The organism is Nonomuraea sp. AD125B, from assembly GCF_041402765.1.
Lineage (GTDB): Bacteria > Actinomycetota > Actinomycetes > Streptosporangiales > Streptosporangiaceae > Nonomuraea > Nonomuraea bangladeshensis.
Genome location: NZ_JBGLOU010000008.1, coordinates 209514 through 233741 on the forward strand (window position 1 = coordinate 209514; position 24228 = coordinate 233741).

Here is a 24228-nt window from a genome sequence, read left to right on the forward strand (position 1 = left end):
AGCCACGACGCCGTCGAACGTCGTGGCCCACCGCCCACCCCGGCACGGTCACCCGTGATCGTGGTCGTGCTCCTCGTCCTCTTCGTCGCTGAGCCCCTCGGAGGGCTCCACGCCGAGCACGGCCTCCCGCGGCTCGATCTCCGCGATGTGGTCGACCAGCGCCAGCACGTGGTCCGGCTCGATCAGCCACTGCAGCGCCGAGGCGCCGGTGTCGTCGGCGTTGACCAGCTCGGCCTGCTCCGTGCGCTCCTCCTCGGTGAGGTCGGCGTCCGGGTGGCGGATCTCGGCGAGCGCCGCGGCCTGGAGGGCGTTCATGTCGAGCACCTCGACGGTCAGCTCGACCGTGAGGCGGAGGTACTTCGGTTCTTCATCAGTCATGGCGACGACTCTAGGGCAGCTTCCACTCGACGGGCGCCGCGCCTTGCCTGACCAGCAGCTCATTGGCGCGGCTGAACGGCCGGGAGCCGAAGAAGCCGCTGCGCGCCGAAAGCGGGGAGGGGTGGGCGGACTCGACGCGCGGCACCTCGCCGAGCATGGGGGCGAGGTTGCGGGCGTCGCGGCCCCAGAGGATGGCGACCATCGGCTTGTTCCGCGCGACCAGGGCGCGGATGGCCTGCTCGGTGACCTGCTCCCAGCCCTTGCCGCGGTGCGAGGCGGGCTTGCCGGGCATGACGGTGAGGACCCTGTTGAGCAGCAGCACGCCCTGGTCGGCCCACGGCGTGAGGTCGCCGTTGGACGGACGGGGCAGGCCGAGGTCGCTCTCCATCTCCTTGTAGATGTTGACCAGGCTCCCCGGCAGCGGCCGCACGTCGGGGGCCACCGAGAACGACAGCCCGACCGGGTGGCCGGGCGTCGGGTAGGGGTCCTGGCCGACGATGAGCACCTTGACGTCGTCGAAGGGCTGACTGAACGCGCGGAGCACGTCGCTCCCCGCGGGGAGGTATTGCCTGCCCTCGGCGAGCTCCTTGCGCAGGAACTCGCCCATCAGGGCGATCTGCTCGGCGACGGGTTCGAGCGCCGCAGCCCATCCGGCTTCGACGATTTCATTGAGTGGACGACCGGCCATGGCCGTTGAGCTTATCTAGGTCTGGTACGCCTTGTGAGCCGAACGCCCGGAATGATCACGGGCGCCCGCCCCCGTGGCGGGCGCCCGTGAAGGTCCGTCACTTGACGGAGCCGGACATCATGCCCTGGACGAAGTACCGCTGGAACGCGAAGAACAGGATCAGCGGGATGATCAGCGACAGGAACGCACCGGACGAGAGAATGTCCATGTTCGAGCCGAACTGCCGCATCTGTGACTGCAGGTACTTGGTCATCGGCTGGTTCCCGGTGTCGGCGAAGACCAGCGCGATGAGCATGTCGTTCCACACCCACAGGAACTGGAAGATGCCCAGCGAGGCGATCGCCGGCTTGCCCAGCGGGAACACCACGGACGCGAAGATCTTCCACTCCGAGGCGCCGTCCATGCGCGCGGCCTCCAGCAGCGAGGCCGGGATGCCGACGAAGAAGTTCCGCAGCAGGAAGATCGCGAACGGCAGGCCGAACGCCACGTGGAAGAGCACCACGCCCGGGATCGAGCCGAAGATCCCGACGTTGCCGTAGAGCACGGCGATGGGGATCAGCGCGATCTGGATCGGCACGATGAGCAGGCCCACCACGACGAGGAACGCGGTGTCCCTGCCGGGGAACTCCATCCAGGCGAAGGCGTAGGCCGCCATCGCCGCGATGCCGATCACGAGGACCGTGGTCGGCACCGTGATGAGCACGGTGTTCCAGAAGGAGGCGGAGAAGCCGCCGCTCAGCAGGTTCTTGTAGCTGTCGATGGTCAGCTCGGCCGGCTTGGTGAAGATCGTCCACCAGCCCTCGGCGCTGTTGACCTGGTTGGTCCGCAGCGAGACCACCATCAGGCCCAGCGTCGGCACCAGCCAGAACAGGCCGAGGATCACCATGACGACCTGGACGGCACCGCTGCCCAGGCGATCGACGATCTTACTGGCGATGCCCCGGCGGGGCGCGCCGGCCCCCAGACTCGACGTGGCGCCGGACGGCGCGCTCGCGGTGGCGGTGGTCATGTGTTCTCCCTCCTGAACCTGCGGATGTTCATGATCATGAAGGGAAGGACCAGAACCAGCAGGAAGATGGCCAGCGCGCTGCCGAGCCCCTGGTTGTTGCCGCCGCCGAAGGACACCCGCCACATCTCCAGCGCGACCACGTTCGCCTGTGGCTGGACCGAGGCCGGCGCGATGATGAACACAAGGTCGAACACCTTCAGCGTATTGATGATCATCGTCACGAAGACGACGAGCAGCACCGGCGAGAGCAGCGGCACGGTGATCTTGCGGAACACCTGCCACTCCGTCGCGCCGTCCATGCGGGCCGCCTCCAGCGCGTCACGCGGGATCGCCGCGAGACCGGCCGCCAGCAGGACCATCGCGAAACCTGCCCACACCCACACGAAGGCGCCGATGATGGCCGGCGTGATGAGGGTCGGGCCGAGCCAGGAGAGCCCGCCGTAGGCCGCCTCGAAGTTCGCCTTCGGCAGCCGCACCGTGTAGGAGCCGGCCGGCAGGCCCTCGAAGCGGAACGAGCCGTCCTCGGCGGTCGTGGCGGTGCCGGCCACCTCGTTGCCGCGCACGGCCTCGACGGTCATGCCGGGCAGGCCCTTCTCGGTGCCGTCCACCTGGCCGCTCGTGCCGCCGCCGCCCGCCGTGAAGTCGAACCACACGACGCCCGACAGCGCGTTGCCCGGCTGCGGGGCCTTCGCCGGCGCCGCGTTCGACGGCATGACCGCGGGCTTGACGCCCACGATGGGGATCAGCACCGGCTGGCCCGCCTGGGCGGGCTGCTTGGTGACGACGGCGCCGCCCTGGTCGGCGGCGACCGGGGACTGGTCGCCCTCGCGCGGCCGGGCCTCGGGATAGCCCTGCGAGGAGGAGAACGTGTCGTGCACGGTCGTCAGGATGGCGTTGGCCAGGCCCTTGTCGGGGCTCTGCTCGTACACCAGGCGGAAGATCACGCCGGCGGCCATGAGCGAGACCGCCATCGGCATGAACACGATCAGCTTGAACGCCGTCGCCCACTTGATGCGCTCGGTCAGCACCGCGAAGATCAGGCCGATCGTGGTGACGATGATCGGCGCGACGACGACCCAGATGAGGTTGTTGCGGATCGTCGTCAGCATCCCGCTGTCGGTGAAGATCGTCGCGTAGTTGCCGAGCCCGACGAACCCGGAGCCCTTGGCGTCGAACAGGCTGCGGATGATCGAGTAGACGATCGGGTAGACCACCCAGATCCCGAGCAGCAGCGCCGCCGGGAGGAGGAAGGCGATCGCGACCGCCGGCGAGGGGCCGAGGCGTCGTTTCGTTGGGGGGGTATCAGCCGGTCCGGTGGCGGCCCCGCCCGCGGTCGTCGCGGGCGGGACCTTCGGGCCGTCCAACCGTTCGGTCACGGCCTTACCTCTTTACTTCCAGGCCTTCTTGGCCTCGGCTTCGAGCGCCTCCTGGGCGCCCTTGACGTCGCTCGGCTTGCGCACGAAGTCCTGAAGGATCTTCCACTCGCCCTTGCCGTCGGTGCCGCCGAAGGCGCTGGGGGCCAGGTCGGACATGTCGTAGCGGACGGCGTCACCGGCCGAGACGATGGTCTGGCCGAGCTGGCGGGTCAGCTCGTCGGGGTAGTTGTCGGGGGAGACGTTCTTGTTCGGCGAGAGGTAGCCGGGGAGCTTGGCCCAGACCTCGCCGCCCTCCTTGGAGGCCAGGAACTGCAGCAGCGCCTGGGCGCCGGGGGAGTCCTTCATGGCCACCGCGACGTCGCCGCCGAGGACGACGGGGGCGGTGTCACCGGCCTTGGGGAAGGGGAAGTACTTGGCGTCCTCGCCGACCTTGGCGCCGGAGTTGACCGCCTCGACGGCCACGAAGTCGGCCTCGATGACCATCGCGGCCTTCTTGTTGCTGTAGACCTTGCTCACGCAGGTCGGGAAGTCCGTCTGCATGGTGCCGGAGGTGCCGTCGACCAGGAACTCCTGCTTGCTGACGATCTGCGCGATCTTCTCCAGGGCCACCTTCACGGTCGGGTCGGTCCAGGGGATCTCGTGCTTGGAGAGCTTGTCGTAGTTCTCCGGGCCCGCCGAGGACAGGTAGACGTTCTCGAAGAGGTCGGTGAGGGTCCAGCCGGAGGCGCCGCAGAGCGAGAACGGGGCCGTGCCGGAGTCGGCGATCGTCTGGGCGTTCTTGACCAGCTCGTCCCAGGTGGTCGCGGGCTGCACGCCGGCGTCGTCGAAGGCGGGGGCGCGGTACCACACCAGCGACTTGTGCGCCGCCTTGATGAGCACGCCGTAGACCTGGCCGCCGGCGGAGCCGAGCTCCTTCCAGTACGGCGTGTAGTTGGTGTCGATCTCCTTGATGACCTCGGCGCCCAGCGGCTTCAGCGCGTTCTGGTCGGCGTACTGCTGGACCAGGCCGGGCTGCGGCAGGATGGCGACGTCCGGCGGGTTGTTGCCCTGGATGCGCGGGCCGAGGTAGGCGCCGGTGTCCTCACCGGTGGAGGCGTAGGTGACCTCGGCGCCGGTCTTGTCGGTGAACGCCTTCAGCACCTGCTCGAAGTTCTTCTGCTCGGCGCCGGTCCACTTGGCCGCGACCTCGAGCTTGACGCCCTTGAGCGGCTTGTCGCCGCCGGCGGCGCTCGCCGGGGCGGACCCCGACGCGGCGGGCTCCGTCGTGGAGGGCGCGTTGCCGCACGCGGCGACGGCTATCGCGAGCCCGGCCAGGACTGCTGCTGCTCTGGCTGTGCGCATGGTGTGCCTCACTGGGTTCTGATGATCTCGTCGAGTTCGGATTTCATCGAGACCGCGGCGTCGGCCGCGGACTCAGGGGTGGGGGTACCGAGGGCCTTGGCGACCGAACTCGCGATCACCAAGCTCAGCTGGTTGTAGTTGGCGCTCACCGGACGTGCCTTGGCGGCGAGGATGCTCTCCTTGAGCACCGGCAGGTACGGAAAGCGCTTGATCAGGTCGGGGTCGTCGTAGAGCTCGGTCCACACCGGCGGGAAGGACCCCTCGGTCAGGACGCGGCGCTCGTTCTCCAGGCTGGTGAAGTAGCGGATGAACTCCTGAGCGGTCTGCTGGTGCCGGGAGAAGGCGCTGACGGCGAGGTTGGCGCCGCCGAGCGTGCTGGAGCCGGGCCCGTCGAGTCCGGGCAGCCTGGTGACCGCGATCTTGTCGCCCAGCTCGACCCGGGCCGGGCCGTAGGCGTGGGGCCAGTTGCGGGCGAAGGCCAGCCGTCCCTCCTGGAAGGCGAGGCGGGTCTCCTCCTCCTTGTAGCTCAGCGACTCCTTGGGGATCCAGCCCTCCCGCAGCCCCTGGAGCAGGAAGCCGAGCGCGGTCTCCGCCTTGGCCGGGTCGAGGGTCACCCCGGTCCCGTCGCGGTTGAGTATCTGACCGCCGGCCGACTGCAGGGCCTCGGAGAAGTTGACGGTCAGCCCCTCGTAGGCGAGGAACTGCCCGGCGTAGCCCTTGACGTCGTGCTTCTCGGTGATCTTCCGTGCCTGGTCGCGGAGCTCGGCCCACGTTCTCGGCGGCTTCTTGACCAGGTCGGTCCGGTAGTAGAGCAGTCCCGCGTTGCTCGTGTACGGGACCGCCCACAGCTTGTTCTTGTAGACGGCCGTCTCCACGACGGGCGGCAGGAACCTGTCGAGCGGGAAGAGCCCGCGCTCCAGGGGGATGATCCAGCCGTTCTCCGCGAACTCGGCAGTCCACACCACGTCGAGCCCGAGCACGTCGTAGCGGCTGCTCTGGGCCTGGAGGTTGGCCACCATCTGAGCGCGCTGCTCGTCGGCGGCCTCGGGCAGCTCCAGCAGCGTCACCTTCTCGGCCGGGTGGGCCTGGTTCCAGCGGTCCAGCAGGGGTTGCAGGTACGCCGTGGTGTCGCGTCCGGTGGCGAAGGTGATGGGCCCGGTTCCGCCCGTCGCCGACTCGCCGCCGCCCGTGTCGCCCGCCGCCGCGCAGCCGGCCGACGCCAGGAGCACGGCCAGCATGAGCGGAAGCGGACGGAGCACTCTGTTTCCTCCGTGTTCAACGGGGTTACATACGTGTTAGGTAGATGCATTCATGTTATGCACACCTGTAATCTGAAGGTCAATGGATAACCGCGTAACGCGTTCGTAACACGCGTTCCCATACGCCCGGGGAGGTGAGGCGTGCGGCTTCACCTGCTGGCGCTTCTGGCCAAGGAGCCGGCTCACGGCTACGAGCTGAAACAAGCGCTGGAGCAGACCTTCGGCAGCGCCTACCCCTCCCCGAACATCGGGCAGATATACGTCACGCTGGGCAGGCTGGAGAAGGACGGCCTGGTCAGGGCCGTCGACGTCGAGCAGTCCAACCGGCCCAACAAGAAGGTCTACTACCTGACCGCCAAGGGCCGCGAGCTGCTCGAGATCTGGGTGGACGAGCCCACCGAGGGCCCCCGCGTGCGCGACGAGTTCTTCATGAAGCTCGTGCTCGCGCCGCTCACCGGCATCGCCGACCGGATGGCGCTGATCAGCCGCCAGCGGCGTCACTATCTCGGGCTCATGAGCGACCTCAACGACCTGCTGTCCCGCACGCCCCCGACCGACCGGGTGGCCCTGCTGCTCATCGAGGGGGCCATGCTCCACCTGCAGGCGGACCTTGACTGGCTCGAACGGTGCCAGGAGGATCTGGCATGACCTCCGTCATCAAAACGGTCAATTTGGTCAAAATCTACCAGGACGGCGCCCTGCCCGTGCCCGCCGTACGCGGTGTGGACCTGCAGGTCGAGCCGGGCGAGTTCGTGGCCGTCATGGGCCCCTCCGGGTCCGGCAAGTCCACCCTCGTCCACCTCCTCGGCGGTCTCGACACCAGGACGAGCGGCGAGATCTGGCTCGACGGCAAGCGCGTCGACACGCTCTCCGAGAGCGCCTGGGCGGTGCTGCGCCGCCGGCGCATCGGCTTCGTCTTCCAGTTCTTCAACCTGGTCGCCAACATGACCGTGGGCGACAACGTCGAGCTGCCCGCGCTGCTCGCCGGAGCCTCGCCCAAGGTGGCCCGCGAGCGGCGCGAGAGCCTGCTCGCCGCGCTCAACCTCACCGACCGCGCCGACGCCGCGCCCGCCCAGCTCTCCGGCGGCGAGCAGCAGCGCGTCGCGCTGGCCAGGGCGCTCGCCAACCAGCCCGCCCTGCTGCTGGCCGACGAGCCCACCGGCAACCTCGACAGCCGCAACACCCGCGACGTGCTGCGCCTGCTCGGCACCGTGCACAAGGAGGGCCAGACCATCGTCATGGTCACCCACGACGCCCGCGTGGCCAGCCTGGCCGACCGGGTGGTCTCCCTGTTCGACGGCGAGATCGTCGACGACGGCCGCATCGCCCGCCGCCGCACCGGCACGGCCGGCGAGGTGATCGACCTCAGATGAGCGCCGCACTCGCGGGGAGCCGGTGGATCAAGGCCGACCTGCGGGCCAGGAAGGGCCAGGCCGTGCTCACCGTGCTGGCCGTGGCCGGGATCGTGGCCGCGCTGATCACCGCGGCGACCCTCCTGGAAGAGGGCACCAACCCCTGGCGGAGCCTGTTCGCCAGGACCGACGGCGCCCACGTCTGGCTCTACACCGACGACCGCCCCGACGTCTCGCTGACCGGCATCGACGGCGTGACGCAGGTCGCGGGCCCCTACCGGTCGGCGCCCGTCACCGTGGCCCAGGACGGCAAGAAGGAGCCCGCGGCGCTGCGCGCGATGCCCGCCACGCCGCCTGGGGTGGCGCATCCGGTCGTGGCCGAGGGCCGCTGGCTGGACCCGTCCCAGCCGGACGGGGTCGTGGTCGAGCGGTCCTTCGCCGAGTCGCTGCGGCTCCGGGTGGGCGCGCCGTTCACGATCATCGCGCTGAGCGGCGGGCGGCACACCCTCTACGTACGCGGCATCGCCGACTCCGCCGAGCAGGGCTTCTACCCGCAGTGGACGCCCGGCCTGGCGTACGTGCTGCCCCTCATGCTCGACCGGATCGAGCCGATGCTGGGCCGCAGCGAGTGGGTCACCGGGCTGCGCCTGGCCGACCCCGACGCCACGCAGGTCGTCTCGCAGCGCGTCGTGGTGATGCTGGAGGACAGGCTCCAGCGGGTCTACACCTGGCGCGAGGTCAGGGCCGCGATGGAGCTGGACAACCGGCTGCTGGGCACGCTGCTCGCGCTGTTCGGCGCGGTCGGGATGGTGGCCGCCGCGCTGGCGCTCGCCAACGCGGCCGGCGGCCGGGTGCTCGCCCAGCTCCGCGACCTGGCCACGCTGAAGTCCCTGGGCTTCACCAGGGGACAGGTGGCGCTGCTGCTGCTCGTCGAGCACGGCGCGCTCGGCCTGCTCGGCGTCGTGGCCGGCGCGGTCGCCGGCTGGGGCGTGATGGCGCTGATGCTGGGCTCGACCTCCGTCGCCCCCGCGCCGATGCTGGCCATCGTGGGCGGCACGGCGCTGGTCGTGCTCGCCGCCGTCGGAGTGCCCGCCTGGCGCGGCGGGCGCACACCGCCGATCCCCGACGTGCCGACCGCGCCGCCGCGGGGCCGCCTGTCGCGGCTCGCGCGCCTGGCCCTCCTCGTACGGCTGCCGCCCGCGCTCGTGCTCGGCACCCGCGACGCCTTCACCCGGCGGATGCCGGCGTTCCTGACGGCGTTCGGGCTGGCCGTGCCGATGATGATGATCACCATCGGGCTCGGCGTGTGGGCCACGCTGGACGACTTCGCCGACCATCCCGAGCAGGTGGGCCAGCACGCCTCGCTGTACGTCCGCCCTGGCAAGGTCGAGCCCGCCGAGGCCAGGCGCATCGCCGAGAGCGACCCCGGCGTGGCCGCCGTCTACCCGGGCACGGAGGTCAACGCCCTGTCGCCCGGCGAGGCCCGGTCCGTACGGGTGCGGGCGATCGGCGCCTCGTCAACGCCGTACCCGTTCCCGGTGGTCGAGGGGCGGATGTACGGCCGTCCCGGCGAGGCCGTGGCCGGGCAGGGCCTGCTCGACCTGCTGGGCGTCGAGATCGGCGACCGGGTGCGGCTCACCGTGGGCGGCACGCCGCTGATCGTGCGCATCGTCGGCCGCAACGTCGAGCCCGACCAGGACGGCGAGGTGCTGTCGGTCGGGCTGGACAGCCTGGCGGCCAAGGACGCGGTGCCGCCGGAGTTCTACGCGCTGGCCCTCAAGCCGGGCGCGGACACCGCCGAGGTGCGGGGCAGGCTGCTGGCCGAGTCGGGCGAGGGCCTGGAGGTGCAGGAGGCGGTCAACCCGGCCGACCGGCTGGCGGTCATCCGGGTGATCATCGTGGCGCTGATCGGGGTGCTGGCCCTCATCGGGCTGGCCAACCTGCTCACCGCGAGCGCGCTCGGCCTGCGCGACCACGCCTTCGACCTGGCCGTGCTGAAGGCGATGGGGCTGACGCCGCGCCAGGTCATGGCGACGCTGGTGACCGCCACGGGCCTGCTGGTGGTGCTGGGGGTCGGCGCGGGCGCGGCGGCGGGGATGTCGGTGGTGACGAGCCTGATCGACCTGCAGGGTCACACGAGCGGGGTGGGGGCGGGCATCGGCCGCGCCCCCTCTGCTCTGACCCTGACGATCGCCGTGCTGACGGCCGTGGGCACGGCCCTCGCGGTCGCGCTCATCCCCGCCCGCCGCGCGGCCCGTGCCCAGGTGCCCGTCACCTCTCGCTGACGACCTCCGCGGACTCCCTGCGGGCGGCCGCGCCGCGCTTGAGGCTGAACCAGTAGAAGCCGTGGCCGGGCAGCGTCAGCAGGTAGGGCAGCTCGCCGATCGTCGGGAACTGCACGCCGCCGCGCGCCTCGACCGGCGTCATCCCCTCGAACCTGCGCAGGTCGAGCTCGACCGGCTGCGGGTACTTCGACAGGTTGTTGACGCACAGCATCACGTCGTCGCGCTCCTCGCGGATGAACGTGAGCACCGACGGGTTGGACGACCACATTTCCGTGTAGGCGCCGGTGCCGAACACCGAGTGCTTGCGCCGGATCTGCAGCATCCTGCGGGTGAAGTGCAGCAGGGAGCCCTCGTGGCGCTGCTGGGCCTCCACGTTGACCGCCTGGAAGCCGTAGATCGGGTCCATGACGGCCGGCAGGTAGAGCCGTCCGGGGTCGGCCGTGGAGAAGCCCGCGTTGCGGTCGGGGCTCCACTGCATCGGCGTGCGGACCGCGTCGCGGTCCTCCAGCCAGATGTTGTCGCCCATGCCGATCTCGTCGCCGTAGTAGATGATCGGCGAGCCGGGCAGCGACAGCAGCAGGGCGGTGAACAGCTCGATCCGGTCGCGGTCGTTGTCGAGGAGCGGCGCGAGGCGGCGGCGGATGCCGAGGTAGGCGCGCATGCGCGGGTCCTTGGCGTACTCGCTGTGCATGTAGTCGCGCTCTTCCTCGGTCACCGTCTCGAGCGTGAGCTCGTCGTGGTTGCGCAGGAAGATGCCCCACTGGGCGTGCTCGGGCAGCTTGGGGGTGCGCGACATGATCTCGGAGATCGGCTCGCGGGTCTCCTTCTTCACCGCCATGTAGATGCGCGGCATCAGCGGGAAGTGGAAGGCCATGTGGCACTCGTCGCCGCCCGTGGTGGGGTCGCCGAAGTACTCGACGACGTCCTCGGGCCAGCCGTTGGCCTCGGCCAGCAGCACCCGGTCGGGGTAGAGCCGGTCGACCTCGGAGCGGATGCGCTTGAGGTATTGGTGCGTCTCCGGCAGGCCGGAGCAGGCGGTGCCCTCCCGCTCGAACAGGTAGGGGACCGCGTCCAGGCGGAAGCCGTCGATGCCGAGGTCCAGCCAGAAGCGCAGCACCTCCAGCATGGCCTCCTGCACCGCCGGGTTGTCATAGTTGAGGTCCGGCTGGTGGTGGAAGAAGCGGTGCCAGTAGTACTGCTTGCGCACCGGGTCGTAGGTCCAGTTGGACTCCTCGGCGCCGATGAAGATGATCGGCGCGTCGGGATATCCGGTGGGATCGTCCGACCACACGTAGAAATCGCCGTACGGGCCCTCGGGGTCGTGCCGCGAGGCCTGGAACCAGGGATGCTTGTCGCTGGTGTGGTTCATCACGAGGTCCGTGATGATCCGCAGGCCCCGCTCGTGGGCGGCCTCGATCAGCTGGATGAAGTCCCCGAGATCTCCGAAGTCAGGAAGGATCTTCATGTAGTCGGAGATGTCGTAGCCGCCGTCACGCAGCGGCGACTCGTACAACGGCAGCAGCCACAGGCAGTCGACGCCGAGCCATTCGAGATAGCCGAGCTTCTCGATGAGCCCGCGAAGGTCGCCGGTGCCGTCGCCGTTGGAGTCCTTGAACCCCCGTACGAGGACCTCGTAGAACACCGCCCGCTTGTACCAGGCTGGATCTTCGGAGACGAATGCCTCGGAGATCGGCTCCGGCGTTGGGGATGCGTTGATCATATGTCGCTCACAGGAAGAGATGTGGGCAGGACGAAGTCACCGGTTCCCCGGCGTTCTCAATTGGTGACCGCGCCGCCTGGAGTCGTCATCCCTGCGAACTCCATGCCCTCGAACGAGACCGGATTTGTGATCCGCTGCCCGTTTGTGCGGCGCTTACGGGCCGAACACTACCAGCCCGTCGGCTTTCCGGAACCCGCTTCTGCTGTGCCGGGTGTAATACCCACGAGATCCGTATGTAACCACGTTGTTACCGAGAGTTCATGAGAAAGGTGGGACCAGGTCGGCGAGGTCGTTTTCGAAGTCGCTCAGCCAGAGTCCGAAGAGTACCAATCCACGCACCCAGAAGCGGTCGTTCCAGCCATTGAACCTGGTGAGTGCGTCCGGGCCTCCCGCCACCACCTCGTGCAGCTCCTCCGACAACAGCCCCGGAACCCGGCTCACCAGCGTCTCCAGCATGCTGTGCGCATAGTTTCGGGCCGGTGCCGCCGTGGAACGCAGCGGCACCCGCTGGAGCGGCTGCTTGACGACGTTCGTGGAAGGGAGGGCCGCCACCCGCGGATTCGCCGCGTACAGCACCTCGCGGTAGAAGCGCCCCTTGTCCTTGCGGGCCACCCCGACGGAGAGCGCCGCGTCGAAGAAGTCCGGGTGGATGAACGGCGCGGCGAACGACGCCTCCGGCCCCACCAGGTTCACCGCCGAGCGCGCGATGCCCCGCACCGTCCTCGTGTGCAGCACCGACAGCGGCAGCTCGGCCCGGTGGCCGTGGAGCATGGAGGTGGCCGCCGCGAACTGCTCGCGCACGCTCTCCTCCATCCACTCCGCCGCCGCCTTCGACAGGAACGGCCGCGAGGGCGCGCCCAGCGACAGCGACCCCAGCACCGCCGCCGACCGCTCGGCCTGCGTCCGCGCCTCCAGCGCGGCCCCGCTCACCATGAAGTTCTTCAGCAGCGGCCCGCCGGCCAGGCCGTCCACCAGGATGCGGCCCGCGCCGTGCACCTCCTTGGCGAAGGGGGCGTACCAGGCGTGGTGCGGGGTGAGGTACTCCAGCCTGCGGGCCACCTCGACGGCGTCCGCCGGGTAGTCGGCCGGGTCCTGGGTGATCACCCGGTGCGGGATGCCCAGCTCCTTGGTGATCGCGCGGGCGAAGGCGATGTCGGTGTCGGTGCCGTCGTCAGGGCTCGTGGTCCACGACTCGACGTCCGCGCCGCGGGCCTTGGCCACGCTCGCCAGCAGGCGGGAGTCGTAGCCGCCGCTGACCGGCACGAGCAGCTTGCGGCCGTCGTACTCGGCGTAGACGTGGTGCAGCAGCTCGACGATCTCGGCGGGGCTGGTCCACGCCTCGTACGGCTCGGTGCGCAGCCAGCGCGGCAGCCGCCGCTCGACCGACACCCGGTCGTGCCGCCACACCAGCGCGCTCGACCCCGGCAGCCGTTTGACCTCGGTGTACGGCGTCGCCTCGCCCAGCGGGAACGTCACCTGGAGTATCGAGGCCCAGGCCGACCAGTCGATCGCGATCGGCACCAGGGAGAGCAGCGGCTGGATCAGCGAGGAGAAGTAGACCGCCTCGCCGAGGCGCACGTAGTAGAGGTCCACCAGCCCGAGCGCCCCCGTGTGCAGGGTCACCTGGTGGCCGTCGCCGATGAGGCCGGGAGTCTCGTACGTCTCGGCCACCGTCATCCAGTCGTCGGCGGCCGGCGGGCGGCGCTCGCCCCAGGCGAAGGCGTACGCGTCGGCCGCGCGGTGATAAGGCGGCAGCGGCGCCGAGCTGAACAGCGCGGCCTCGGGCGTCTGGAGCGCCGGCCGCACCCGCGGGCCCGCCCCGGTGAGCTTGCCCACTATGGCGGTGTCGATCCGGCCGAGAGCGCCGCAGACGTAGGGCCGCACGTTGAACTGCACCGGATCTCATCCCTTCGAGCCGCTTCTCGCAAAAGAGTATCCTTTGCCAGGCTGAGGAAGCGGAGGTCGACTTGTCCACTGAGCTTGAGAGCACGCGCCGGGCACTGCGAGACGCGGTGGCGCAGGCCGAGCGCGCCGCCGAGCTGGCGAGGCTGCTCGACGCCGCCCAGGCACGGCTCGCCGAGGCCGAGCGCAGCGTCGAGGAGGCCAGAGCGCTCGCCGAGCGGCTGAGCGAGGCCGAGGCCGCGTTGGAGGCCGAGCGGGCCGCCGCCGACAAGCTCCGCAGGGAGCTGGCCGAGCAGCGCTTCCAGGCCGAGGTGGCCAACTGGAAGCTGTCGTCGATCAAGGTCGCCCGCTGGAACCGGCTCGGCGACGCGATCAAGAGCGGCAAGAGCAACCCGGTCCGGCTCGCCAAGGGCCTGCGGACGGCCGCCAAGCCGGTCAAGCGGCCGAGCGCGCCCAAGCGCAAGCCCGTCACCCCCGTCGCCGGCAAGGAGGAGCGGCCCGGGGCCGCCTACCAGGCGACGACCTCCACCCGAACGCTCGGCGGCGCGTCGTTCAAGCTCAAGCCGTTCCGGGTGCCGACCGGGCCCAACACCAGGCCGCACATCACCGCGGCGGTGATCGCCGACCCGCACGCCGAGGCCCTGCTCCGCTACGAGTGGCGCCAGACCACCGGCTTCACGCCCCGCGACTTCGCCCGGGTGCTCCCGCTGGAGGTGCCCCACCTGCTCGTGGTCGAGTCGGTTACCGAGGGCCCGTGGGCCGAGGAGATCACCGGCGAGCCCGGCGAGGGCATCCGCGCGCTGCTGGCCTGGTGCGCCGAGCGCGGCATCCGCACCGTGTTCTGGCACACCAAGGGCCCCGTCGACGCCTACGCCGCCACCGCGCAGCTCTTCGAGCACCGCTTCACCAACGACCTGTCCGTGCCCTGGCCGCGGCTGCAGTACGGCGTCCAGCCGCGCGTCCACAACCCGCTGCCCCTGGCCGGCGGGCGCATCGACCGGGTGCTCACGCTCGACCAGCTCCTGCCGGGCCACCTGACCTACCCCGACGTGCTCACCTCCTACCGGTGGCCGGCCGCCGCCGACTGCCCGCCCGGCACGCCCCAGTGGCGGCTGGCCGAGATCGCGGCCTGCGGCACGCCCATCGGCACCGAGGCCGACTCGCGGCGGGCGCACGTGGCGCTGCGGCGGGCGTACCAGATGGGGACGATGACCGAGCGCGTGGACGAGATGCTGGAGACCGTCGGGCTGCCCAGCGCCCGCGCCACGCTGGAGACGTCCGTGCTGCTGCCGATCACCGACCCGCACCTCATGGAGCACGGGCTCGCCCAGGTCGCCAAGCAGACCGGCGTGGCCCAGGTGATCGTCATCGGGCCGCCCGAGGCCGAGCTGCGCGCCCGCGACGTGCTGCCGGACCTCGATGTCGTCCACCGCAGGCCGCAGCCCTCCATGAGCGAGGGCGCGATGCTCGCCGCCGGGCTCGACCTGTGCGAGGCCGACCTGGTGGCGGTCATGGACCCGCGCGACGTCTACGGCCCCCACTACCTGGCCGACCTGCGCAGGGCGTTCCTGTTCAGCACCGCCGACATCGTCGGCAAGGCCGCCTACTACGCCCACCTGCGCAAGCCCCAGGCCACGCTGCTCAAGCAGCCTGAGGCCGAGTACGCCTACCTGCCGGAGATCGCCGGCGCGACCCTGCTCGCCCGCAGGAACGCCCTGCGCGAGATCGGCTTCGCCGACCTCAGCGAGGGCTGGGACGAGGTCATGATGCGGCAGTGCCGCACCGACGGGATCAAGGTGTTCTCGGCCGACAGGTTCGGATATGTACGGGTGCGCGACGAGGACCGCTGGCTCCTCGGCGCCGCCCACCTGGTGGAGTACGGCTCCGCCGAGCCCCACGCGCTCATCTAAAGTCCTCGGCATGACGTTCCCGGAGCTGGCCGAGGCGCTGGGGGAGCCGCCCGCGCCCGAGGGCACCTGGGAGCGCCGGGCGCTGCTCGTCTCGGCGGCGGCGCTCCGGCGGCGGGTGCCCGTGGCGGAGCTGGCCGGGCGGGTCCGCGCGGTGCCCGGCGTGGCGGCCGTCACGGCCCGCGCGAACGGGCTCCTGGAGATCGAGGTAGGCGTGCCCGGCACGCTGCTGGAGTCGCTGGAGGTCCCGCCGATCCCGGAGCCGGGCTGGCCGGACTTCCCGCGCACCTGGGACAACCCCGGCTTCGTGGTCAGGTACGGCCACGCGCGGGCGCGGGCGGTCATGAGGTGGGCCCGCGCGCTCGGGGTGCCAGGGGACGGTTTCGACCCGGCGGCGCTGGACGGCCCCTGGGACCGGGCGGTGCTGCGGGCGCTGGCCGAGCTGCCGGGCCGGGCGGTGAGCAGGGAGCCGGGGTGGGAGGCGTACCTCGTGCGGCTGGCCCTGGCCTTCCATGACGCGCACGAGCGCGCGCCCGCGGTGCCGCGCGGCGACGAGCCCGCGCGGCCGGTGCACACGGCGCGGGTGCGGCTGGCGGTGGCGGTGGGACAGGTGCTGATGGGTCCGGAACGGCTGTGATTGATCGCAAAATATCCGGCCAAACCGCGAAAAAGCGTAAAAAAATCCCACGTGGAGCCCGATCCCGTCTCGATACGTGGTCACCAGGTCATGGTGGAGTGGCGGTTCCGATAGCCTCGATCGGGTGAGTCGATTCGTCCATCCCGCCGGGGACCGGCACGCTGAGATGCTGCCCCAGGAGCGCCCGCCGCAGGCGCCCGCCGACCTCAACCGGATCCAGCCCGCGATCTGGCCCCGAACGTCGACCCGGACCGATGGCGCGCTCACGGTCGGCGGCGTGGACGTGCGCGACCTCGCCCGCGACTTCGGCACCCCGCTCTACGTCCTCGACGAGGACGACGTGCGCTCGCGCATGCGCGACTACGCGAGCGCCTTCGCCGGCTCCGAGGTCCACTACGCCGGCAAGGCGTTCCTGTGCAAGGAGATCGTGCGCTGGCTCCAGGACGAGGGGCTCGGCCTCGACGTGGCCAGCGGCGGCGAGCTGGCGGTGGCGCTCAGCGTCGGCTTCCCGCCCGAGCGCATCACCGTCCACGGCAACAACAAGTCCGTCGCCGAGCTGACCAGGGCCCTTGAGGCCGGCGTCGGGCACGTGGTGGTCGACTCCTTCGAGGAGATCGCCAGGCTCGGCTACCTCGCCGAGCAGCTGGGCAAGCGGCCCAAGGTCATGATCCGGGTCACCACCGGCGTCGAGGCCCACACCCACGAGTTCATCGCGACCGCGCACGACGACCAGAAGTTCGGCCTCTCGCTCGGCCACGGCGCCGCGGCCGAGGCCGTACGCCGCGTGCTCGCGCTGCCGCAGCTCGAACTCGTCGGCCTGCACTCCCACATCGGCTCCCAGATCGTCGACACCGGCGGGTTCGAGGTGGCCGCGCGGCGGCTGGCCAGGCTGCTGGTGGAGATCAAGGACGAGCACGACGTGGTGCTGCCCGAGCTCGACCTCGGCGGCGGCTACGGCATCGCCTACGTCGAGGGCGACGACGCGCCCGACATCAAGGTGCTGGCCGACGGCCTGCGCGAGATCGTCACCAAGGTCTGCGTGGACGCGGGCCTGCCGGTGCCCCGGCTCACCGTCGAGCCCGGCCGCGGGATCGTCGGGCCCGGCGGCATCACCCTCTACGAGGTCGGCACGGTCAAGGACGTCGAGGGGCTGCGCACGTACGTGAGCGTCGACGGCGGCATGAGCGACAACGTCCGCACCGCGCTCTACGGCGCCGACTACACCGCGGTGCTGGCCAGCCGCGCGAGCGACGCCGCGCCCATGCTGAGCCGCCTGGTCGGCAAGCACTGCGAGAGCGGCGACATCCTCGTGCGCGACTGCTACTTCCCGGCCGACCTCGCGCCCGGCGACCTGGTGGCGGTCTCCTCGACCGGCGCCTACTGCCGGTCGCTGGCCAGCAACTACAACTACCTGCCCAAGCCGGCCGTGGTGGCCGTCTCGGGCGGCAAGGCCCGGGTGATCGTACGGGGCGAGACCGAGGACGACCTGTTGAGGGGGCAGCTGTGAAACCGCTGAAAGTGGCTCTGCTGGGCTGCGGGGTCGTGGGCTCGCAGGTCATCCGGCTCCTGCACGAGCAGGCCGACGACCTCGCCGCCCGGGTGGGCGCGCCGCTGGAGCTGGCCGGAGTGGCCGTGCGCCGGCTCGGCCGCAAGCGCGACGTCGAGGTCGATCCCGCGCTGCTGACCACCGACGCCGAGGCGCTGGTCGCCCGCGACGACGTCGACATCGTCATCGAGGTCATCGGCGGCATCGAGCCCGCCCGCGGCCTCATCGTCTCGGCGCTGTCGCGCGGCAAGTCCGTCGTCACCGCCAACAAGGCGCTGCTGGCCGAGGACGGCGCCACCCTGCACGAGGCGGCGCGGGCCGGCAACGGCGACCTCTACTTCGAGGCCAGCGTGGCGGGCGCGATCCCGCTGCTGCGGCCTCTTCGCGAGTCGCTGGCCGGCGACCACGTCAACCGCGTGCTCGGCATCGTCAACGGCACCACCAACTACATCCTCGACAAGATGGACTCCACGGGCGCGTCCTTCACCGACGCCCTGGAAGAGGCCCAGACGCTCGGCTACGCCGAGGCCGACCCCACGGCCGACGTCGAGGGCTTCGACGCCGCCGCCAAGGCCGCCATCCTCGCCGGGCTCGCCTTCCACAGCCGGGTGACGGCCGCCGACGTGCACCGCGAGGGCATCACCGAGATCACCGCCACCGACGTGGCCTCCGCCAAGGCCATGGGCTACGTCATCAAGCTGCTGGCCATCTGCGCCCGCTCCGACGACGGCCGTTCGTTCGGCGTGCGGGTGCACCCGGCGATGATCCCGCGTACGCACCCGCTCGCGGGCGTGCGCGAGGCGTACAACGCGGTCTTCGTGGAGGCCGGGTCGGCCGGGCAGCTCATGTTCTACGGCAAGGGCGCGGGCGGCGCGCCCACGGCCTCGGCCGTGCTCGGCGACCTGGTGGCGGTGGCCCGCAACCGCCTGGCGGGCACCCGCGGCCCCGAGGAGTCCACCTACGCCGACCTGAACGCCCACCCGATGGGCGAGACCGTCACGCGCCTCCACATGGCGCTCGACGTGGCCGACAAGCCGGGCGTGCTGGCCAGGGTGGCCGAGCTGTTCGCCAAGCACGACGTCTCCATCCAGACCGTCCGCCAGGAGGGGCACGGCGACGACGCCCAGCTCGTCATCGTCACCCACCGCGCCACCGACGCCGCGCTCACCGCGACGCTGGAGGGGCTGCGGGAGCTCGACATCGTGCGGGCCGTGGCCGGCGTGATGCGCGTCGAGGGCGACGACTAGCGCCTGAAGGGCCGCGAAACGGGCGTAAGGTAGGCGCCGACTGAATCCCCGCGGTCGAGGAGCACCCATTTCATGTCCGTCACCCCGTGCGGTTTCCTGCGCACGCCGGAGAAGGGGCCGGCCCGCCTGCACTGGGCGGGCGGCGGATGGGCGGTCGACGGCCGCCCGCCCGCCGTGCCCGAGCTGCGCCCGCTGCGCGGCCTGGAGATCGAGTGGCCGGACGGGCCGGTGCCCCTCGACGGGCTCATGGAGCTGGCCGCGGCCGGCGTCCCGCTGACCGCCGAGCGGGCCCCCGGCTGGGTGCCCGCCGGCCTCGCGGCGCTGCTCACCGACCGCGACTGGCTCGGCCACGCCGCCGACGGCACCGCGCGCAGCCTCGCCGACCTGCGGCGGGAGGAGCACAGCGTACGCCTGCGCCGCCTCGCGCACCCCGCGCCGCAGACCCCGCCCAGCGTCAGCATCGTCATGGCCACCAAGCGGCCCGCCCTGGTCGGCGCGGCGCTGGCGCAGATGGAGCGGCAGCGCGGCGTGACGGCCGAGGTCGTGCTGGGGTTGCACGGCGTGCCGTTCGAGCACGTACGCCAGGCGGTCGAGGCGTGCGCGCTGCCGGTGCGGTGGGTCGAGGTCGCGGAGTCGGTGCCGTTCGGCGAGGTGCTCAACCGGGCGGCGGCGGCGGCCGGCGGCGACCTCCTCGCCAAGTGGGACGACGACGACTGGTACGGCCCGCACCACCTGTCCGACCTGTTCATGGCCCGCACCTACGCCGAGGCCGACATCGTGGGCACCACCGCCGAGTTCTTCTACCTGGAGCCGCTGAAGGCCACGATCAGGCGGACGACGTTCGCCAGCGGCGCCCGTTATCCGAGCGAGGTCTACTCCGACCACGTGGCGGGCGGCACGATCATGGTGCCGCTGGCGCGGTTCAGGGAGCTGGGCGGCTTCCCGCCGGTCGCGCGGGCCGTGGACCTCGAATTCCTCAAGGCGGCCTCGGGGGCGGGCGCGAAGATCTACCGTACGCACGGTCTCGGCTACGTCCTGCGGCGCGGGCTGAGCGGCGACCACACCTGGCAGCTCCCGCTCGCCCACTTCGTCAAGGTGGCCGCCAACCAGTGGCGCGGCTTCCGGCCGAGTCTGCTCATGGAGGCCGCGTGACCGGCCCGATCGCCCGCGTACGCGGCAACGACTACCGGACGCTGCGCCCGGAGGCCGGCTTCACGCCCGAGCTGACGGTCAGCGTCGTCGTCCCCGCGTACGGCGGGCAGGACAAGCTCGACCTCGTGCTGGCGGCGCTCGCCCGGCAGACGTACCCGGCGGAGCTCACCGAGGTGATCGTCGTCGACAACGGCAGCGAGCCGCCGCTGCGCCTGCCCGGGACCGCCCCCAAGGGCGCCCGGCTGATCCGCTGCCCCGAGCCCGGCCGGGCCGCCGCGCGCAACGCCGGCCTCGCCGAGGCCACCGGCGAGGTCGTCCACTGGCTCGACTCCGACGTGGTGCTCACGCCCGGCGCGATCGAGGCCCACATGCGCTGGCACCACACGGCGCCCTACCTCGTCGTCACCGGCTACATCAGGTTCACCGAGGCCGAGCTGCCCGCCGAGCTGCCCGACGACCTGGAGACCTCCTTCGAGCCGGCCGAGCCGCACGCCTGGATCGTCGATCTCGTCGAGCGCACCGGCGGGCTCACCGACAACCCGCAGCGGCCCTTCAGCCTGCACGTCGGCGGCGCCACCTCGGTCCACGCGCGGCTGATCGCGACGGCCGGGCCGATGGACGACGACCTCGTCCTCGGCCAGGACACCGAGATGGGCTACCGGCTGAGCCAGGCCGGCGCGGTCTTCGTGCCCGAGCCGGCCGCCCGCGCCTACCACCTCGGGCCCACCATGCGGATGCGCGACAAGCCGGCCATCGACCGGGTGAGCCACGCGTTCGTGGCCGACCGCGTCCCCGCCTACCGGTGGCTGCGCGGGCATCCGGGGCGGCAGTGGAAGGTCCCCTACGTGACGGCCGTCGTGGACGGCACGGCGGGCTACGACGAGGTGCGGGCGAGCGTGGACGCGCTGCTCGCCGGCACCGTGCCGGACCTGTCGGTGCTGGTCGTCGGGCCCTGGGACACCCTGCGCCGCGAGCGCCGCGCCCCGCTCCGCGATCCCGCCCTGGACCTGGTGCTGGTCGAGGGCCACTACCGGTACGACGGCCGGGTGCGCCTCGCCGCCGCCGAGGACGTGGACCCCGCGGTGCCGTACGTGCTGCGGCTGCCCGCCGGCTGGGTCCCCGGCGAGGACAGCCTGGCCCGGCTGCTCGACCTGGCCCGCGACGAGGGGCTGGGGCTGGTCAACGTGCTGCTGAGCGAGTCGGCCGAGGGCGTCGTCGCGGCCCGGCTCGAACGCCTCTCCGCCTTCGCCAGGGCCCGCCTCGTGGCCGGGCCCGGCGAGGACCTGGACGACGTGGTGGACGAGGTGTCCGGCGTCACGTGGGTGGACGGCGAGACGTACGGCTTCACCACCGAGGCTTCGGCGCCGGTGGGGCGGCGGAGCGCGTACCGGGCGCGGGCCGAGGCCCAGGCCGAGGCGGCCCGGCTCGCCAAGGAGAACGAGCGGCTGCGGGCGCAGGTCGGCAAGTGGAAGGAGGAGGCCGGCCGCTGGCGCAAGTCGGCGGTCGAGCTCCGGCGCGAGGTCGGCACCCTGCGGCGCGAGCTCGCGGCCGCCAACCGAGTGGCCCAGCAGAGCCTCCGCACGGTCGTCTCCACCACCATGCGCCGCGCCCTCCGCCGCCCCCGCGACTGAGCGCTCCGCCCCCCGGGTCAGTTGGGGCGCAGGGCGGACTTCAGCCGGCCGAGCAAGGAGCGCTCGTCGGCGGCGGGCACCGTCACCGGCTCCGGCGCGGGGATGGTGACCGGCTCGGGCTGCTTCGGGGCCGGCCAGTAGCGGTCCGGCGGCTCGTGCCGTACGCCGTGCGTGGCCGCGATGACCGCGTCCACGTCGGCGGGGCCCGCGCCGGGCTCGGTGAGCAGGACCGCGCGCCCTAGCGCCGACGTACGCTCCAGCCGCGCCGTCCGCCCGTCCGGCAGGTCCACGACCAGCACGCCCGTCAGGTCCTTCTGCGCCGACTCGACCATGCGCTCCAGCGTCGCCCGGTGCAGCGGCACGTCCACCGGCCCCCGGTAGCGGAACGGGCACGGCGCGGGCGTGGGCGCGGCCTCGTCGATGAGCCTGATGCGTTCGTCGTGCGCGAACAAATCGCGCATCAGCCGCAGCTCGAAGCACGGGTCGCCGAGCACGGAACGCCGCCCGTCCCGCAGCCGCGACCACGGCCCCACCAGCGTCACCACGACGTCCTGCAGCTTGCCGCCGAGCGCCGCCGCGACGGCCTGCCGCACCACCGACTCGGAGGTGTCGGTGACGTCGAGCACGACCTCCACGTACGGCACCAGCCACCGCCGCCCCGGATCCTTGCGCAGGTCCCTGCGCAGCGGGATGCGGTGCGCCAGATAGGGCTCGACCGCCCGCACCGCCCGCTCCCGGTCGCGGTGCTGCGCCGGCAGCCCCAGGTGGACGGCCTGCGCCTCCAGGTCGGGGACGAACACCACGCCGTGCATGGCCAGCCGGTAGGCGAACTCGGTGTCCTCACCCCGCGCCACGGTCGGGTCGAGACCGCCCACGGCGTGGAAGACCTCGCGCGGCAGCGCGAACGTCGGCCCCGTGCACACGTGGTACGGGTTGCGGCTCGCGCGCAGCCCGTCGGTCTTGGCGATCGTCGCCTCGGTGGAGCTGGAGACGGCCTCGTCCAGCGCGAACACCTCGTCCAGGCGCCGGGCCTGGAAGACCTGCCTGGGCGTGACGGCCGGCGGCTCGACGAACTTCTTCATCCCGATCGTGACCAGGTAGTCCGTCACATGGTGCCAGCGGGCCAGCGCCTCGATGTGCTCGCGGCAGGCCACCATGTCGGAGTCGAGCCGCTGGATGATCTCGCCGTCGGCGGCGTTGGCGCCGGTGTTGACGGCGTTGGAGATGCCCCAGCCGTCACGCACCCGCACGACACGCGTGTTGACCGGCCGCAGCTCGGGCAGCCGGATGGGCGGCTCGCTGCCGTCGTCGACGACGAGGACCTCCATCAGCCGGTCCGGGTACGTCTGCGCCGCCAGCGCCGCCAGCGTCAGGTCGAGCTTGTCCTGCCCGCCGTGCGCGGGTATCACCACGCTCACGGAAAGGGCGGGTGACCAGGCGCCCAGCGGCGGCGCCTCGATCGGCGAATAGTCGTTCTGCCTCAGAGCAGGACGCGCGTTCATGGTCGTGACCCCCTGGCGAGACCTTATCGGGAGATGCTGAGAATTTCCTCAATAGCGTCGCTGTCCAACCCATACGTCCGACCCGTGTTGCTCGCTGTTGATCCGCCGCCAGGTCGCGGGGATGCCGAGCTGTGTCCGACTTGTGGACGCGAATCCGATGCGGTCGCCCGCACCCCGTACACTCTGTGACCAACACCGCAGGTAGGGAGTCATCATGAGCAGGTCGTGGCGTGGCCTCATCGAGGAATACCGCGAGCGTCTTCCCGTGACGACGAAGACGCCGGTCATCACGCTGCTCGAAGGCGGCACGCCGCTGGTGCCCGCGCACCGCGTCTCCGCCCTCACCGGGTGCGACGTCTACCTGAAGGTCGAGGGGGCCAACCCGACCGGCAGCTTCAAGGACCGCGGCATGACGATGGCCATCAGCAAGGCGGTCGAGGAGGGAGCCAAGGCGGTCATCTGCGCCTCCACCGGCAACACCTCGGCCTCCGCGGCGGCCTACGCCGTGCGCGCCGGGCTGACCTGCGCCGTCCTGGTGCCGCGCGGGAAGATCGCCATGGGCAAGCTCGCCCAGGCGCTCGTGCACGGGGCCACGCTGCTGCAGGTCGAGGGGTCGTTCGACGACTGCCTGGAGATGACCCGCAAGCTGTCGTCCAGCTACCCGATCGCGCTGGTCAACTCGGTCAACCCCTACCGGCTGCAGGGGCAGAAGACGGCCGCGTTCGAGATCGTCGACACGCTCGGCGACGCGCCCGACATCCACTGCATCCCGGTGGGCAACGCGGGCAACATCTCGGCCTACTGGATGGGCTACCAGGAATACTTCACCGACGGCCTCGCGACGCGGAAGCCGCGCATGTTCGGCTTTCAGGCGAGCGGCGCCGCCCCGATCGTCCAGGGCGCGCCGGTGACCCGCCCGCACACCATCGCCACGGCCATCCGCATCGGCAACCCGGCCTCCTGGTCGCTCGCCACGGCGGCCCGCGACGAGTCCGGCGGCGTCATCCAGTCGGTGACCGACCGGCAGATCGCGGCGGCGTACAAACTGCTGGCCCAGGAAGAGGGCGTGTTCGTGGAGCTGGCCTCGGCGGCGAGCGTCGCCGGCCTGCTCCAGGCGCACGAGCAGGGCCTGGTCGAGCCGGGGCAGCGCATCGTCTGCACCGTCACCGGCAACGGGCTGAAGGACCCTGACTGGGCCATCTCGGGAGCGCCGGCGCCGACGGTGATCCCCATCGACGTCCACGCCGCCGCGGCGGCGCTCAACCTCGCCTGACGGAGGTCACGGGGAGTGAGGAT

General features: G+C 71.5%; 19 protein-coding genes. 10 read left to right on the top strand and 9 right to left on the bottom strand.

The genetic code is table 11. From position 1 onward, the window contains the following. Window positions 1-48: 48 nt before the first annotated feature. From ACBR40_RS22560 to ACBR40_RS22585, 6 genes are all read right to left on the bottom strand, one after another. Window positions 49-378: a hypothetical protein gene (locus ACBR40_RS22560; protein ID WP_091090760.1), complete on the bottom strand. Its 330-nt coding sequence runs from the start codon at window positions 376-378 to the stop codon at window positions 49-51. Window positions 379-388: 10 nt separating this feature from the next. Then, on the bottom strand, window positions 389-1066 hold the full coding sequence (locus ACBR40_RS22565; protein WP_344209528.1) for a uracil-DNA glycosylase: 678 nt from the start codon (window positions 1064-1066) through the stop codon (window positions 389-391). 97 nt (window positions 1067-1163) lie between these two features. Further along, entirely contained in the window at window positions 1164-2075 is a 912-nt protein-coding gene (locus ACBR40_RS22570) for a carbohydrate ABC transporter permease (RefSeq protein WP_344209526.1), read from the bottom strand. Then, window positions 2072-3451, bottom strand: coding sequence for an ABC transporter permease subunit (locus ACBR40_RS22575; RefSeq protein WP_344209524.1), 1380 nt, complete (start codon window positions 3449-3451; stop codon window positions 2072-2074). Before ACBR40_RS22575 ends, ACBR40_RS22570 begins: the two co-directional genes overlap by 4 nt. Window positions 3452-3463: 12 nt before the next feature. After that, window positions 3464-4792: an ABC transporter substrate-binding protein gene (locus ACBR40_RS22580; protein ID WP_344209522.1), complete on the bottom strand. Its 1329-nt coding sequence runs from the start codon at window positions 4790-4792 to the stop codon at window positions 3464-3466. 8 nt (window positions 4793-4800) lie between these two features. Beyond that, window positions 4801-6051 carry an ABC transporter substrate-binding protein gene (locus ACBR40_RS22585; RefSeq protein ID WP_344209520.1) on the bottom strand — a complete coding sequence of 417 codons (1251 nt, stop codon included), beginning with the start codon at window positions 6049-6051 and terminating at the stop codon, window positions 4801-4803. 141 nt (window positions 6052-6192) lie between these two features. On the opposite strand from ACBR40_RS22585, the gene ACBR40_RS22590 reads away from it, so the two are divergent. Genes ACBR40_RS22590 through ACBR40_RS22600 form a run of 3 tightly spaced genes read left to right on the top strand, consistent with a single transcriptional unit; the run spans window position 6193 to window position 9688 of the window. Next, window positions 6193-6699, top strand: coding sequence for a PadR family transcriptional regulator (locus tag ACBR40_RS22590; RefSeq protein ID WP_329584123.1), 507 nt, complete (start codon window positions 6193-6195; stop codon window positions 6697-6699). After that, the gene (locus ACBR40_RS22595; protein WP_091090771.1) at window positions 6696-7424 is read left to right on the top strand and encodes an ABC transporter ATP-binding protein; all 729 of its coding nucleotides are present in this window, start codon (window positions 6696-6698) and stop codon (window positions 7422-7424) included. Before ACBR40_RS22590 ends, ACBR40_RS22595 begins: the two co-directional genes overlap by 4 nt. Continuing rightward, a complete protein-coding gene (locus ACBR40_RS22600; RefSeq protein ID WP_371250017.1) occupies window positions 7421-9688 on the top strand; it encodes an FtsX-like permease family protein in 2268 nt (755 codons plus the stop codon). Before ACBR40_RS22595 ends, ACBR40_RS22600 begins: the two co-directional genes overlap by 4 nt. Here ACBR40_RS22600 and treS read toward each other — a convergent pair. Continuing rightward, entirely contained in the window at window positions 9675-11408 is a 1734-nt protein-coding gene (gene treS, locus ACBR40_RS22605; protein ID WP_344209515.1) for a maltose alpha-D-glucosyltransferase, read from the bottom strand. The two genes, ACBR40_RS22600 and treS, sit on opposite strands and share 14 nt — an antisense overlap. 258 nt (window positions 11409-11666) lie before the next feature. Then, the gene (locus tag ACBR40_RS22610; protein ID WP_344209513.1) at window positions 11667-13304 is read right to left on the bottom strand and encodes an asparagine synthetase B family protein; all 1638 of its coding nucleotides are present in this window, start codon (window positions 13302-13304) and stop codon (window positions 11667-11669) included. Between the two features lie 71 nt (window positions 13305-13375). Between ACBR40_RS22610 and ACBR40_RS22615 the strand changes: the two genes are divergently transcribed. The 6 genes from ACBR40_RS22615 to ACBR40_RS22640 all read left to right on the top strand — a co-directional run bounded on the left by ACBR40_RS22615 (window position 13376) and on the right by ACBR40_RS22640 (window position 21430). Continuing rightward, on the top strand, window positions 13376-15220 hold the full coding sequence (locus ACBR40_RS22615) for a hypothetical protein (protein WP_344209511.1): 1845 nt from the start codon (window positions 13376-13378) through the stop codon (window positions 15218-15220). Window positions 15221-15230: 10 nt separating this feature from the next. Then, a complete protein-coding gene (locus tag ACBR40_RS22620; RefSeq protein WP_371250018.1) occupies window positions 15231-15854 on the top strand; it encodes an anticodon-binding protein in 624 nt (207 codons plus the stop codon). A 124-nt stretch (window positions 15855-15978) separates the two neighbouring features. Then, on the top strand, window positions 15979-17361 hold the full coding sequence (gene lysA / locus ACBR40_RS22625; RefSeq protein WP_371250019.1) for a diaminopimelate decarboxylase: 1383 nt from the start codon (window positions 15979-15981) through the stop codon (window positions 17359-17361). Beyond that, entirely contained in the window at window positions 17358-18647 is a 1290-nt protein-coding gene (locus ACBR40_RS22630; protein WP_371250020.1) for a homoserine dehydrogenase, read from the top strand. Before lysA ends, ACBR40_RS22630 begins: the two co-directional genes overlap by 4 nt. Before the next feature lie 72 nt (window positions 18648-18719). Continuing rightward, entirely contained in the window at window positions 18720-19799 is a 1080-nt protein-coding gene (locus ACBR40_RS22635) for a family 2 glycosyl transferase (RefSeq protein ID WP_371250021.1), read from the top strand. Next, window positions 19796-21430 (top strand): glycosyltransferase family 2 protein, encoded by a 1635-nt coding sequence (locus tag ACBR40_RS22640; protein ID WP_371250023.1) that lies wholly within the window; start codon window positions 19796-19798, stop codon window positions 21428-21430. Before ACBR40_RS22635 ends, ACBR40_RS22640 begins: the two co-directional genes overlap by 4 nt. Window positions 21431-21447: 17 nt before the next feature. On the opposite strand, the gene ACBR40_RS22645 is transcribed toward ACBR40_RS22640, so the two are convergent. After that, window positions 21448-22932 carry a glycosyltransferase family 2 protein gene (locus ACBR40_RS22645; protein ID WP_371250024.1) on the bottom strand — a complete coding sequence of 495 codons (1485 nt, stop codon included), beginning with the start codon at window positions 22930-22932 and terminating at the stop codon, window positions 21448-21450. A 214-nt stretch (window positions 22933-23146) separates the two neighbouring features. On the opposite strand from ACBR40_RS22645, the gene thrC reads away from it, so the two are divergent. Then, a complete protein-coding gene (thrC, locus tag ACBR40_RS22650) occupies window positions 23147-24205 on the top strand; it encodes a threonine synthase (protein ID WP_329584109.1) in 1059 nt (352 codons plus the stop codon). The last annotated feature ends 23 nt before the right edge of the window (window positions 24206-24228 follow it).